The organism is Nostoc favosum CHAB5714, assembly GCF_020829495.1.
Lineage (GTDB): Bacteria > Cyanobacteriota > Cyanobacteriia > Cyanobacteriales > Nostocaceae > Nostoc > Nostoc favosum.
Genome location: NZ_JAIVFQ010000014.1, coordinates 37,493 through 50,164 on the forward strand (window position 1 = coordinate 37,493; position 12,672 = coordinate 50,164).

The 12,672-nt window shown below is 42.9% G+C and carries 13 protein-coding genes and 4 pseudogenes; 10 read left to right on the forward strand and 7 right to left on the reverse strand.

Annotation, left to right across the window (positions count from 1 at the left end; all coding sequences use genetic code 11):
* The first annotated feature begins 315 nt into the window (after positions 1 to 315).
* Positions 316 to 612 (forward strand): hypothetical protein, encoded by a 297-nt coding sequence (locus LC586_RS12235; RefSeq protein ID WP_229484812.1) that lies wholly within the window; start codon positions 316 to 318, stop codon positions 610 to 612.
* Here LC586_RS12235 and LC586_RS12240 read toward each other — a convergent pair.
* Together LC586_RS12240 and LC586_RS12245 are read right to left on the reverse strand one after the other, a co-directional pair.
* Complete coding sequence (locus LC586_RS12240; RefSeq protein ID WP_229484813.1) at positions 561 to 2,447, reverse strand: aspartate kinase; 1,887 nt, start codon at positions 2,445 to 2,447, stop codon at positions 561 to 563. The genes LC586_RS12235 and LC586_RS12240 overlap by 52 nt on opposite strands.
* Before the next feature lie 400 nt (positions 2,448 to 2,847).
* Positions 2,848 to 3,009 (reverse strand): annotated as a pseudogene (locus LC586_RS12245) (uracil phosphoribosyltransferase); the annotation flags it as partial.
* Between LC586_RS12245 and LC586_RS42600 the strand changes: the two are divergent.
* Complete coding sequence (locus tag LC586_RS42600) at positions 2,953 to 3,117, forward strand: hypothetical protein (RefSeq protein WP_438822893.1); 165 nt, start codon at positions 2,953 to 2,955, stop codon at positions 3,115 to 3,117. The pseudogene LC586_RS12245 and the gene LC586_RS42600 overlap by 57 nt on opposite strands.
* Here LC586_RS42600 and LC586_RS12250 read toward each other — a convergent pair.
* Together LC586_RS12250 and LC586_RS12255 are read right to left on the reverse strand one after the other, a co-directional pair.
* Positions 3,072 to 3,836 (reverse strand): annotated as a pseudogene (locus LC586_RS12250) (GTP cyclohydrolase II); the annotation flags it as partial. The gene LC586_RS42600 and the pseudogene LC586_RS12250 sit on opposite strands and share 46 nt — an antisense overlap.
* A 116-nt stretch (positions 3,837 to 3,952) precedes the next feature.
* Positions 3,953 to 4,147 carry a hypothetical protein gene (locus tag LC586_RS12255; protein ID WP_438822891.1) on the reverse strand — a complete coding sequence of 65 codons (195 nt, stop codon included), beginning with the start codon at positions 4,145 to 4,147 and terminating at the stop codon, positions 3,953 to 3,955.
* 255 nt (positions 4,148 to 4,402) lie between these two features.
* On the opposite strand from LC586_RS12255, the gene LC586_RS12260 reads away from it, so the two are divergent.
* Genes LC586_RS12260 through LC586_RS12270 form a run of 3 tightly spaced genes read left to right on the forward strand, consistent with a single transcriptional unit; the run spans position 4,403 to position 5,847 of the window.
* Positions 4,403 to 4,885 (forward strand): tetratricopeptide repeat protein, encoded by a 483-nt coding sequence (locus LC586_RS12260; protein WP_229484814.1) that lies wholly within the window; start codon positions 4,403 to 4,405, stop codon positions 4,883 to 4,885.
* A gap of 21 nt (positions 4,886 to 4,906) precedes the next feature.
* Entirely contained in the window at positions 4,907 to 5,650 is a 744-nt protein-coding gene (locus LC586_RS12265; RefSeq protein ID WP_229484825.1) for an ABC transporter substrate-binding protein, read from the forward strand.
* Between the two features lie 20 nt (positions 5,651 to 5,670).
* The gene (locus LC586_RS12270; RefSeq protein ID WP_229484826.1) at positions 5,671 to 5,847 is read left to right on the forward strand and encodes a hypothetical protein; all 177 of its coding nucleotides are present in this window, start codon (positions 5,671 to 5,673) and stop codon (positions 5,845 to 5,847) included.
* Here the strand turns inward: LC586_RS12270 and LC586_RS12275 are convergent.
* Positions 5,803 to 6,021 (reverse strand): DNA adenine methylase, encoded by a 219-nt coding sequence (locus LC586_RS12275; RefSeq protein ID WP_229484830.1) that lies wholly within the window; start codon positions 6,019 to 6,021, stop codon positions 5,803 to 5,805. The two genes, LC586_RS12270 and LC586_RS12275, sit on opposite strands and share 45 nt — an antisense overlap.
* 234 nt (positions 6,022 to 6,255) lie before the next feature.
* Between LC586_RS12275 and LC586_RS12280 the strand changes: the two are divergent.
* From LC586_RS12280 to LC586_RS12295, 4 genes and pseudogenes are all read left to right on the forward strand, one after another.
* Positions 6,256 to 6,870 (forward strand): annotated as a pseudogene (locus LC586_RS12280) (ABC transporter ATP-binding protein).
* A 148-nt stretch (positions 6,871 to 7,018) separates the two neighbouring features.
* A pseudogene (locus LC586_RS12285) lies at positions 7,019 to 7,174 on the forward strand (RNA 3'-terminal phosphate cyclase); the annotation flags it as partial.
* Complete coding sequence (locus LC586_RS12290; protein WP_229484970.1) at positions 7,134 to 7,472, forward strand: TIR domain-containing protein; 339 nt, start codon at positions 7,134 to 7,136, stop codon at positions 7,470 to 7,472. The pseudogene LC586_RS12285 and the gene LC586_RS12290, both read left to right, overlap by 41 nt.
* An 82-nt stretch (positions 7,473 to 7,554) precedes the next feature.
* Positions 7,555 to 8,037 (forward strand): hypothetical protein, encoded by a 483-nt coding sequence (locus LC586_RS12295; protein ID WP_229484831.1) that lies wholly within the window; start codon positions 7,555 to 7,557, stop codon positions 8,035 to 8,037.
* 160 nt (positions 8,038 to 8,197) lie between these two features.
* Here the strand turns inward: LC586_RS12295 and LC586_RS12300 are convergent, their stop codons facing one another.
* Positions 8,198 to 9,646, reverse strand: coding sequence for an MFS transporter (locus tag LC586_RS12300; protein ID WP_229484832.1), 1,449 nt, complete (start codon positions 9,644 to 9,646; stop codon positions 8,198 to 8,200).
* A gap of 129 nt (positions 9,647 to 9,775) precedes the next feature.
* Between LC586_RS12300 and LC586_RS12305 the strand changes: the two genes are divergently transcribed.
* The gene (locus LC586_RS12305) at positions 9,776 to 10,294 is read left to right on the forward strand and encodes a phosphoribosyltransferase (protein ID WP_229484834.1); all 519 of its coding nucleotides are present in this window, start codon (positions 9,776 to 9,778) and stop codon (positions 10,292 to 10,294) included.
* A 104-nt stretch (positions 10,295 to 10,398) separates the two neighbouring features.
* Here the strand turns inward: LC586_RS12305 and topA are convergent, their stop codons facing one another.
* A complete protein-coding gene (topA, locus tag LC586_RS12310; RefSeq protein WP_229484840.1) occupies positions 10,399 to 12,567 on the reverse strand; it encodes a type I DNA topoisomerase in 2,169 nt (722 codons plus the stop codon).
* Between the last annotated feature and the right edge of the window lie 105 nt (positions 12,568 to 12,672).

Genomic DNA, 12,672 nt, shown 5'->3' on the forward strand with positions numbered 1-12,672 from the left:
TCGATGACTCGCTAACGCTGCGCTAACGTAATTCGTAAATTTTGTTTTGTAATGGCGATTTAACCCCAACACAAAACTTGCTTTTTTATTGAACCGGGGGACTTAAACCCACGGAACTAGTTAATATAAATATAGTATTATAAATTGTTTGATTATAGCTTACGTGTTATTACTGTTGAACTTTAGATATAAAGATTTATTTCTTTTAAAGAATATCATCGCATCGCAGAGGAAGAGGGTGGTATCACCCAAAAGCCGCTCAAAAAACTTAATTTAGTTTGTTGTGGGGAAAGCCAGATTTCGGAAATAGTAGCCATGATGGAACAATGGCATCCCAAAAATAGACAGTATATCGCATTGTCAGCCAAAACAATCGCATTGTCAGCCAAAACAATCGCATTGTCAGTCAAAACAATCGCATTGTCAGCCGAAACAATCGCATTGTCAGCCAAAACAATCGCATTGTTAGTCGAAACAATCGCATTGTCAGCCGATGTATCAATAATGCAAGGAGAAAATAGTTATTCTCTCCTGTACATAGAAGGAATTAGAGCCAGGTTTTACGCTGGTACGACAAATTTCTCACTACCAGCCAGTCCAAAAGCAGCATGAATGACTTGCAAAGCTTTAACACCTTGCTCTTGTGCCACAACACAGCTAATTTTAATTTCTGAGGTGGCAATCATTTGAATATTAATTTGGTGTTCGGCTAACGCTCCAAACATTTTAGCAGCTACACCTGGTTGTCCCACCATACCTGCACCGACAATACTTACCTTAGCGATCGCACTATCTAAAACAACTTCACCCCATCCTAATTCTGCTGCTACTTGGGTAAGCATTTTTTTTGCACTTTCTCCGTCTATCCGCGAGACTGTAAAGGCAATATCTCGTCTGGGAACACCATCAATCACCCGACAACGCTGAGATTGGATAATCATATCAACGCTGATATTATGTTGCGCTAATAATCCAAACAGCTTCGCTGCCATCCCCGGCCGATCTGGTAATTGGCGAATAGCAAGACGCGCTTGGTTCAAATCGAGGGCGACACCACGAACGGGGGGGTGATGAGGGGATGAGGGGGATGAGGGAGATGAGGGGGATAAGAGAATTAATTTGTCTCTTCCTACTCCCTCATCTCCCCCTGCTTCCTCATCTCCCTCATCTCTTTTTGCTTCCCCTGCCTCTATCTCAAAGGCGCTGCGGAGTGCGTTGACGGCGCGATCGCATTCGGTTGCATTGACTACGCAACTTACTTTCACTTCGCTGGTGGAAATCATCTGGATGTTGACGCCTGCTTCTGCCAAGGTGGCGAACATCTTGGCAGCCACACCGGGACGCCCAATCATTCCTGCGCCTGCGATACTGACTTTGGCAATGTTATGTTCTACCATTACCTCGGCTTCGTCAGATTTGGGGTTAGATTCACTCCTCAGTGCTGGGGCGATCGCTGCTGCTACTGCTTCTGCCCGTTTTAATATTGGTGCGGTGACAGTAAAGGCAATGTCATTACTATTACCTTCATGAACTGACTGAATAATCAAATCTACGTCTACTTCTTGCCGAGAAATTTCGCCAAATAACCGTGCTGCTACGCCTGGTTTATCGGGTACGCGCAACAAAGCCACCTTTGCTTGGTCAGTGTCAAATTCTACAGCATCCACCGGACGGGCAATTTCTAGATTTATTAGCGATCGCCCTTGGGGTTTGGCTGATGTTACCCAGGTACCTGGGGCATCCGTCCAGCTAGACCTAACTACTAGGGGAACACCATAGTTCCGAGCAATTTCCACAGCGCGGGGATGCAGCACTTTTGCCCCCAAGCTAGCTAATTCCAACATTTCATCGCAGGTGATGTCATCCATCAACTGGGCTTCGGCAACTAAGCGGGGGTCTGTAGTTAAAATCCCTGGTACGTCTGTATAAATTTCACAAAAATTTGCTTGTAATGCGGCTGCGATCGCTACTGCCGAAGTGTCAGAACCACCACGCCCCAAAGTTGTAATTTCCATTTCTCCAGCGCTGGATGTGCCTTGAAAGCCTGCTACTACAACTACTTTACCTGCATTTATGTGGCGAGTTAGGCGAGTAGTTTCAATATGCAAAATCCGAGCGCGGCTGTGTTCGGCTTCGGTAACAATTCCTACCTGAGCGCCAGTCATGGAAATTGCTGGTTGTCCGAGTTCCTGCAAAGCCATACTAAGTAAGGCGATGGTGACTTGTTCCCCAGTAGAAAGCAGCATATCCATTTCCCGGCGGTTAGGATTTGGAGAAATTTCATTAGCGAGTTTGACGAGTCCATCGGTGGTTTTGCCCATTGCCGAAACCACTACGACAAGCGAGTTTCCTGCTTTAACGGTTTTGTAAACGCGTTGTGCAACAGCTTGAATACGTTCGACTGAACCGACAGATGTACCACCGTATTTCTGAACTATGAGCGCCATAACTTTTATACAATCAATTGTGTCTGCTTTGCTCAATGCCCCCGCCGGGTTAGGAAGCCTTGAAGATATTAATAGATATTTAGTTTAGTGACATATTCCCACACTGATGCAAGCATACGGTGTAGGCTTTTCAGCCAATCCAGCTATTGCTTAGGAGGCGCTGAACTTTGTTTAAAGTCCACGAAATGCCCTGCCGCAGACTATGAACTTCCTACCTTGTACCCTACAAATTTTACTGTCTTGCATGAAATGCTGGCTTATTTGCGCTACCCCTCAAACCTATTGGTAACTTGTATTAATCAAGATGTGCCTACTTACTTCGATGTTGTGCAACGGAGTCGCTTACCAATAATCGTAATGCTACTGGACAGAGGCTTATCAGACAGCAATACAGGTGAAGTTAACCAACATTACTATACCAGAAAACTTGCACATAAATTGGCGATTCGTGGTTTGTACCAAACAAGCGATCGCCTGCATCTCCCAACCCAGGAATAATATAGCCATGTTCATCCAAATAGTTATCAATGGCGGCGGTATACAATGGCACATCTGGATGTATTTCACCCCAGCAATTTCTAATCTGCTAGGCCAAATTTCACTCAGTCCTTCTAAAACTGCATTGAAAACAGTTGCAGTTCCTAAAGCGCGACCTTCTTTGCGGCAATAGACAATTATACCGACACCGCCTTCTTGTGCCGTTTGGACTCACACTTCAATGCCATGTACCAGATAGGGGCGACAGGTGCAGATATCTGAGCCAAACACATCAGAACCGTTGCATTCATCATGAACCCGCACCGCTACAGGTTTATTGGGATCTGCGATCGCAGCCAAATCACCGACAATATACACTGTCACGCCCCCAATTGGCGGCAAAAATACCTCCAAATCAGATCGCGTCACCAATTCGGGAAACATCCCCCCAGTTTGTTCAAATAAAGCGCGACGCAACAGTGATTCTGCAATACCAAAGCGCTTGGCAATTCCTGGTAAATACCAAACAGGTTCAACTGCGGCTTTGGTGACAACTAAATCACCGCCTGGTTTCATAATCTTGCCATCTACCTGCAAACGACCTTTGTCTACTGCATCTTGCAGTTCTGGCATATTAATGTGAGCTTGAGTGATGGCGATCGTTGGACGAATATCATATCCCTGTTGGTAATAGGATGCAAAAACCTCAGACGCGATGCCTCCAAAGGGGTCGAGGGATACTATTTTATCAGGGTCAGCCCAACTTGGGTGAGGCCCGATATGCTCTACTGGGGATGTATTCGTCAGATCCGCTCGATGAGCCGACTGCAAAGCACCGCTAGCCACTGCTAGAGCGCGATAAATCGCATAACTGCCAGAATGAGTGCCAATCACATTGCGATGTACCTGCTTAGCCCTCTTTTATCACTTTCGGAAGAGAATAATCTGGGATGCTTACAGCATAAGACTTTTACTAAAAATCTTAGTTTCAGCCATTCTGTTAGAAAATAAACGCTCAAATGCTCACTCTATCTACAGTTGAAAATTTGGCTCTTATTTTTCTTTTCCCAGAGTGACAGAAGAGGGTTAGTTAGCGTGGCAATAATCGGCCCGCGTTCCATAGGTTCGGCTGCTCCCCATTGAATGGGGATTGGTTTAGGGCCAAAGCTACTAGGATGGCAAGTAAGAACAATATGCCTGGAAACGTCGTTTTGCTTTGGCATAGTCATTATTTTTTTGGTGATGTTTTTATAAGCTATTAGGCACTAGGTATTTGTCAAGTACCTCTAGTTAGTTTTTATTTTTATAAATCTAAATGTCGAGTGTGGTATTAGTCGTATACTGAATACAATGAATAACACAGAAAATTCATAATTAGCAATAAATTACCGCAAATTTAAAGATGGCTTTAAAAATCATTTAATAGATATATTTTGTGAGAAAGTTAATACAAACGTATATTCACTGATCTCAAATTCATGGATTCTTTACCTATCAATTCCTTACTTGAAGAGTTGAAAAACCCAGATGCCACAGTCCGCGAAAAAGCAACTAGAAAAATCTGGCGGATTTGGTTTCAGCAAAAGGGAATTTATGGACTGGAAATAATTGATCGCAGTCAAAAATTACTCGATGCAGGTGAAATTACTGAAGCCGAAACAGCGCTGACAGCACTAATCAAAGACCAGCCAGATTTTGCCGAAGCTTGGAATCGCCGTGCTTTTCTTTATTACAGTATTGGAGATTATCAAAAATCTCTGGCAGATTGTCAGATGGTTGTGCAGATAAATCCGATACATTTTGGAGCGCTTCACGGTATGGGTTTGTGTTATGCAGCACTAGGAGAATATAGTAAAGCCATCAAAGCTTTTAAAGGTGCTTTAGAAATTCAGCCCTATTCGCTAGTGAATCAAAAGTTGATTCTAGAATGTACATTTAGATTCAACTACAAGGGCAAATAAAAGAGAGCATCATACTGTTTTATGAATCCGTCATTACCCTCATCAACAGCAGTTCATCGCCTTAGTCGCCGTAATTTTATTCAATACAGTTCTATCTGGATTGGTAGTAGCTTCATTGCTGGTTGTACTAACAGCAACCAACCATCAACTAGCAATTCTCGGTTGGATAAAGTTACATTTGGCACAAACTGGATAGCACAAGTAGAACACGGCGGATTTTACCAGGCGATGTCTACGACGGGCTGCGCCTACGCCACTTGTATTTACAAAGACTATGGTTTAGATGTCACCATCAAAATGGGTGGCCCGCAGGTTCCCAGTGGTACTCAATTGTTGATGGGGGATGCGGTAGATTTCTTTATGGGTTATGGCATTGATGCCGTGAACGCCATAGCACAAGGTATTCCCAAAATCACAGTCGCAGCAATTTTCCAGAAAGACCCCTGGTGCCTTATTGCACATCCCAACACAGCAATTAAAACCCTTGCCGACCTCAAAGGCAAACCAATTTATGTCTCTGCTTCTGCTAATATTACCTATTGGCCTTTACTCGAAGCAAAGTATGGTTTTACCGAAGATCAAAAGCGCCCTTACAACTTTAATCCTGCTCCTTTTCTGATTAACAAAAACTCAGCCCAGCAAGGTTATATTACGTCTGAACCCTTTGCTATTGACAAGCAGGGTGGTTTTCAGCCAGTAGTATTTTTATTAGCAGATTATGGTTATCAACCCTATGCAACTACTATTGAAAAAAAAAACAACTAGTAGAAAAGAATCCTGAATTAGTGCAGCGATTTGTTGATGCCTCAATTAAAGGTTGGTATAGCTACCTGGAAAATCCCCAACCAGGCAATCAGTTAATTAAAAAAGATAATCCAGAAATGACGGATGAGCAACTTGTCTATAGCATTCAAAAGCTAAAACAATATGGAATTATCCTTTCTGATGCCAAAGTTAACTAGTTCGCCATCAATATCATTGTAAGTTTCTACAGGTGATGGTTCTTTGTTTATTAAAACTGCTGCTGAACCTCCAAAAGGCTCACAGTAGTGAGTAGTTTTTGACAAGAGTGGTAGAAGCCAGTCAAGATGACTGTATTTCCCTCCATACCAACCGAATGCTATCAGCTTACTCATAAGTTTGCTATTTTATGTAACCCTCTAGTTTAACACTAAGTTATTCATTTAAAATCAAATAGATACCATTAAAACTTGCATTACCAGTATTCCTAATAAATATTTAGTTAACATCTACTCGAAGAAATGTTATTAATACTTTCAACGGCTTTGAGTTTTAACTGATAATTAGGTTAACTATCAAGCATCTTTTGCATATTGTCTGATACAGTCAAATTTTAATCTACAGAATGAATGAGTCACCATCCCGTTATTACACTCAATCAGATTAGCAAGGTCTACACCAATGGCACTGTTACCCTGCAAGACCTAAATTTAGCAATTCCAGAGTCGCAATTTGTCAGTTTAGTTGGCCCCTCCGGGTGCGGTAAAAGTACAGTTCTGCGACTGATTGCCGGATTGGGACGCACGAGTTCTGGTAGTATTGACTGAGGTATAACTCAGCAAGCAAGAAAACTAGCTTTTGTTTTCCAAGATGCCGCACTCATGCCTTGGGCAAATGTCAGGGAGAATATACGCCTACCGCTAAAATTGGCGAGAATGTCTAAAAAAGATAGCCAAAAATTGGTACAGCAGACATTAGAACTGGTAGGATTAAAAAGTTTTGAGGAAAACTATCCCCGCCAGTTATCAGGTGGAATGAAGATGCGAGTATCAATTGCTAGGGCATTAGTTACTCAGCCAAATGTTTTGTTGATGGATGAACCATTTGGTGCATTAGATGAAATTACTCGTAGCAAACTCAATGGTGATTTACTCGATTTGTGGCTTCAACACCGATGGACGGTGGTTTTTGTTACCCACAATATTTACGAAGCAGTGTACTTATCAAAACACATATATTATTGAAGACGGCGGCAGAAAAGTTATTGATCCTGAGCAGTTAAAATTTAAGGAAATAGTTGACCCATATCGGTTGATGAATCCCGGTAAAAGCAAGGTTCTTCAATTGCAAATTCAAAATTAGCAAACTACCAGAAACACATACAGCAGAATTTTGTTACGGGAAGCCCATTTGAAAGTTGCTGTACACGCTTTGCGAGAAAGAGGTATAGCACTGGGGGCGGGTATTTTTTTAACTGCTGAGTATGAGAACAGCTTGACTGGCTTTGGTGGATTTGGGCGTTTACGGTTGTCGGCGGAAACAGTTGCAAGACACCCACTTAGATTCATCTCAGATAATTTTGCTGCTTGTAAGTGCAAATTTTATAGCTTCAGATTATTGCTGGGATGTCGAGGTAAAACGGGCAATGGAACGGCATGAAAGCAAAGAAGCCAGAGTTATCCCTACAATTCTCGACTTTGTTGATTGGCAGAGCGCACCGTTTGGCAAACTTCAAGCTCTGCCTGAAGGCGGCAGAGCTGTGAAAAAATGGGGAAGTCGTGATGCTGCATTTTTAAGTGTTGCTCTTAGGTTAAGTCAGTTTGCGATCGCAAATACAAGAAATTAGGCATTGGGCATTGAGCAGAGAGATGTTTGTCGTTGGCTGTGCCAATTAAGTGTAGGACTCTTGTACCTAGCAAATCATACTCTTGGATAAGTGCCATAACTTTGCTAATGAGTCTTTTATACTCGCGGACGAGTCTTTTATACTCGTGAATGAGTCTTTTATACTCGTGAATGAGTTTTTGATACTCGCGGACGAGTCTTTTATACTCGTGAATGAGTCTTTGATACTCGCGGACGAGTCTTTTATACTCGTGGACGAGTCTTTGATACTCGCGGACGAGTCTTTTATACTCGTGGACGAGTCTTTTATACTCGTGGACGAGTCTTTGATACTCGCGGACGAGTCTTTTATACTCGTGAATGAGTCTTTTATACTATACGCTGACACCTATCGTGGTGAATACGCCCTGAGTGCTTCTTTTCAAGAACCGTGGTTGGATGACTTTATCCATTTCAACTTCGAGTACGAGTTTGCGAAAGCAGGTTTTACAGAACTCCATTACGTTCCCTATGCGGTGGGTTTGTGGTATATGGTTGGCCGTAAGCTTGAAACTGGAGCAGTTTGATTGTTTACGATATGCCATTGAGTATGTCTTGCATTTTGCGTCCTAACCACTTTAGCGGTTGCCATAACACAAAAAAATCTGGGGTTGCAGAGAAAGCGGGATAATTTAGCAACTTCCAAAATTCCCCCCCTGCTCCCTCTGCCTCCCCTGCTCCACTCCCTTAACTCCCCCTCTTCTCTTGCCGTTCTTTGAGTTTCAGCATGATCTCTGCGTGCATCTCGCGGGTAATTGGGTAAAAATACGTTAAAACTAAGCCACAAAGCAAACAAACTGTAGGTATGGGCCCAACAGCAATGCGAATCGCAAACAGTGCCGATTCAGGTTGCATGGGCAGTGGACTTCCGGCTACAGTTTCTTTGAAACCCGATACTTGCAAAGCATTTCCCACCAAAAACAGCCCGAAAGCTAAACCAAATTTTTGTAGTAAAACCATGAAGCCATAAAAAATGCCTTCTCTGCGTTGTCCAGTTTGCAGTTCATCTAATTCAATCACATCTGGAATCATCGACCAAGGAATTAGATAAGCTGTAGAGACACCAATACCAGCCATGACAGCCATAAAATACATCAAACCTATTTGACCAGGCTGTAAGAAAAATAGCCCAGCGGCGGCTATTATCCACAAACTCATTCCCAGAAAATAAACAACTTTTTTCCCGATTTTTTTACTCAGCGCCCCCCAGACAAATAGCATCACCAAAGCACTTCCTTGGACTGCAATCATCACTGTGGGCACATCTGATTCTTTAAGACCCATACAATTGACTACAAAATAGGGAATAATGCTGGCTGTCACCTGCACACCTAGCCAAGAAAAAAGATATATACCAATCACAAATAAAAAAGGTCGGTTGCTAAAGACAATTTTTAACTGTTCAAAGAAGGGCAGAGATGCAGGTTCCTCGGTTTCGATGCGTTTGGTCTCAAAAGCCAAGATGCGATCGCGGACTCCAAAAACGCACCAATATAATCCTAAAATTGAAATTACCGTACAAATTGCTGCTAAAACGAGATATTGTTGTTGGCGATCGCTAATTTGAGAAAAAACAATTTGCGTTAAAATCAACGACAGAATACTGCCACCAATGGAAAATGTAAACCGATAGCTGTTAAGGCTGGTGCGTTCGTCGTAATCTTGAGTTAGTTCTGGAGTCATCGCCGTATAAGGCAAATTCACAACCGTATAAAACGCCTGAGAAATCACCCCAATAGCTACGTAGTACCAAAACAGCGGCCAAATATTCTCACTCTGATTTGCACTAAATCGCGGTACAATCCACTGCAAGAAGAAGAAAATTCCAAAAGGGATTGCTCCATAAAACATCCAAGGAAGACGACGGCCCCAACGACGAGATTTCGTTTTATCAGTCAGAAACCCGACAACCGGATCATTTACCCCATCCCAGATTTTGCCAATCATCAAAATACTGCCAGCTAAACCCGGAGGGATACCAGCGACATTGGTAAAGAAAACCAGCAGAAAAAAGACGGAGATATTTGCAGTGATTGCTGGGCCTAAATCCCCTGCACCGTAAGCCAGTTTTGTTTTCAAGTCGAGTTTTTCACTCTTAGGATCTCGTTGGGCATCGCCATCACCAGAATTATTCATAAAACTTTGCACTCATAGTAAAATAAAACGTCTGCGACACCGATAGCGTAGCGTTAGCGACGCAGGAGCGTCACAGCCCGTCGTAGACATCGCCTTCAATACTAGCTATCTACCACTCCCGTTAGACTTATGCCAGACCTTTATGTTTCTTGGTCAGATTATCACCAAAAAATTGAACAACTGGCTATTCAGATTTATCAATCCAGTTGGGAATTTAACCAGATTATCTGTCTTGCCAGAGGAGGATTACGAGTTGGAGATATTCTCTCCCGTATATACCAGCAACCACTGGCAATTTTAGCAACATCATCTTACAGTGGCACTGGTAAGCAAGAAAGAAATAATTTAATTTTCTCTCAACACTTGACAATGACTGCCGAAAAGTTAGGTTCGCGCATTCTCTTAGTGGATGACTTAGTAGATTCTGGCATTACACTCCAGCAGACTATACCTTGGCTCAAGCAAAATACTAATTTCCCCATTGAGGAAATTCGCACCGCCGTTCTTTGGTATAAAGCCTGTTCAGTTATAGCACCCAATTATTATGTTGATTATTTGGCTGACAACCCCTGGATTCATCAACCCTTTGAACACTATGAGCAGATGAACATCGCACAACTCGCGGCTAAGGTAAGTCAAGTGTGTTGATAAATACTTAGTAGCGCTACGCGAAATTCAAAATTAAGAATTCAAATTATTTTTGTCATATTCTGAATGGGTTAGCCACAGCAGCTAGGGTTAGATAACTTTAGTTAAGTTTTTAATATCTCCCCAAACTTAGGACTCCACCACCCTTTTTGCGTACTGAAATAAGCCACATCTTTATGTTTATTGTCCTTACGGGATTGTGGATCAGAACATCGCAACATTGTCTTACTTTGCCCCTCTTTGATATAACTGTACTCCTCTAGAGGTTTCTTACATACTGGGCAGGGATATGTCGTAATCTTAACTGGAGGCTTTTGTTGATTCTCAGCTTGGACTGTTTTGGTTCGTGGTGGTTTCCAAGTTTTGTTAAAGTCGCTCCAAAATAGCACAACATTTTCACAGCCTTTTGTGCATTTGAGAAAATATTTCTTTTTGACCTTACTACTCGGAATTTTTGCGAGAAAATTTTTGCATTCAGGGCATCGCGTCTTGGAAGTTTCATATTTGCGCTCAGTTATCACATTAGCTTTACCTGTTGAGGAACTCGCAACTACAGTTTTAGCTTTGGAAAGCGCTGGTACAAAGTAATTCTGATTCCAACTAGTTAAATAATGCTGCCAAGAGTTTTTTCCTTCAGAAATTGCATCAAGCGCATCTTCCATTTTCGCTGTGAATTCCGCCTCTAGTAAATCCGGCAGTGCTTTAAGCAAAAACGCATCAACTTCTAACCCTAACGCTGTCGGTTGCAGATGGTCTTTTTTCAACTCAACATAATTTCGTTTTTTTAAGGTAGCAACAGTAGGAGCATAAGTACTTGGGCGACCAATTCCTTTACGTTCCATCAGTTGCACCAATTTTGGTTCACTATAACGGGGTGGTGGCTGCGTCTGCTTCTGCTCATGTCCAGCATTCTCCAGTTTCAGCGCTTGTCCCTGTTGTAATGAAGGTAAAATACTATCTTTGCTGAGATTGTTCCAGTACCGGGCATAACCGTAAAATTCAATCACTTGCCCTCTAGCTGACCACAGTAGAGAACCAGACTGAGTAATCACCAGAGTTTTACGCAATTGGGCAGCACGACACTGAGAAGCAATTGACCGTTTCCAGATCATCACATACAGATTAAACTCATCATCAGGAAGTTCAGAGCGCAATTGAACTGAGGGACGAAACACGTCTGTTGGACGAATCGCCTCATGTGCTTCTTGAGCCGATTTGCTACTGCGATGCTTGGCGACTTGCTGCGGTACATTCTGCGGATCATTTTGCTCTAACCATTTACGGGCGCTGGCACAAAATTCTGGACTCAGCATTACTGAGTCTGTTCGCATATATGTTATCAGCCCTGCCTCATAAAGCTTTTGGGCCACAATCATGGTTTTGTCGGGAGCAAACCTCAGCTTTGAACCGGCTGCTTGCTGAAGGCTGGAAGTTGTAAATGGTGGAGGTGGCTGGCGGTTAACGATTTTTCCTTCAAAATGAATCACCTGATGAGGATGTCGCTGTGCTTCTTCAACTAAACGTGTTGCCTCTGCTTCGGAAAGAACACGCTTAGACTCGGGTGTTTCTGGACTATTACCTACTTTCGCGTCATCGTGAGTTTCAGTTTCTTGGTCTGCTGCATCTTTTGCAGAATCGACCGTCCCTTTGTAAAAAGCTCGAAATCCTTCCGCATAATCTACCCAGACACTCCAGTAATCTTGGGGGACAAAAGTAAGAATTTCATTTTCTCGCTGACAAATCAAGTGCAACGTCGCGCTTTGGACTCTGCCAACACTCTTAGCGCCGTTATTCAATGCCCAAACTAACGGGCTACCTTTATAACCCACCAACTTATCTAGGCAATCTCGGCACAGCCCAGCACCGATTAAGTTTTGGTCTAGCTTTCTGGGATTAGCGATCGCACTTTGCACCGCCGATGCTGTAATCTCAGTATAAATTACTCGTTTCGGTTCTCTTAAACCCAGCGTTTCTTTGAGATGCCAAGCGATTGTTTCACCTTCCCGGTCTGGGTCAGTTGCTAAGACAACTTCATCAACCTGCCTCACCGCAGACTTGAGCTTCTGAATTGTTTCCTTTGCTCGTTGGTCACGCGGGACGTAATTGCACCGGACATTACCGCCGTCCATGACAAAGCCCAAAGAATCGTCTCCTTCATTGCTGAGTTCTCGGATATGGCCACAACTGGCTAGAACTTTCCAATCCGAACCCAGAATTTGACTGAGTTTTTTGACTTTTCCCGGAGATTCCACCACAAGGAGGCGTTTGATCATAGCAACTGCGTTCTAGATTTTGAGCAATAAACTGGCAATTGCAATCAGCGATGGCTGCGCCAACGCCAAAGGCGAACGCCTATTCTCGTGATATGGATTTTCTAG

Bases quoted from the DNA above. Each gene is read 5' to 3' on its own strand.
- LC586_RS12265 (WP_229484825.1), top strand. From the start codon at position 4,907: ATGAATCCGTCATTACCCTCATCAACAGCAGTTCATCGCCTTAGTCGC.
- LC586_RS12255 (WP_438822891.1), bottom strand. From the start codon at position 4,147: ATGCCAAAGCAAAACGACGTTTCCAGGCATATTGTTCTTACTTGCCAT.
- LC586_RS12275 (WP_229484830.1), bottom strand. From the start codon at position 6,021: ATGAGTAAGCTGATAGCATTCGGTTGGTATGGAGGGAAATACAGTCAT.
- LC586_RS12240 (WP_229484813.1), bottom strand. From the start codon at position 2,447: ATGGCGCTCATAGTTCAGAAATACGGTGGTACATCTGTCGGTTCAGTC.
- LC586_RS12235 (WP_229484812.1), top strand. From the start codon at position 316: ATGATGGAACAATGGCATCCCAAAAATAGACAGTATATCGCATTGTCA.
- LC586_RS12305 (WP_229484834.1), top strand. From the start codon at position 9,776: ATGCCAGACCTTTATGTTTCTTGGTCAGATTATCACCAAAAAATTGAA.
- LC586_RS12300 (WP_229484832.1), bottom strand. From the start codon at position 9,646: ATGAATAATTCTGGTGATGGCGATGCCCAACGAGATCCTAAGAGTGAA.
- LC586_RS12260 (WP_229484814.1), top strand. From the start codon at position 4,403: ATGGATTCTTTACCTATCAATTCCTTACTTGAAGAGTTGAAAAACCCA.
- LC586_RS42600 (WP_438822893.1), top strand. From the start codon at position 2,953: ATGTTCATCCAAATAGTTATCAATGGCGGCGGTATACAATGGCACATC.
- topA (WP_229484840.1), bottom strand. From the start codon at position 12,567: ATGATCAAACGCCTCCTTGTGGTGGAATCTCCGGGAAAAGTCAAAAAA.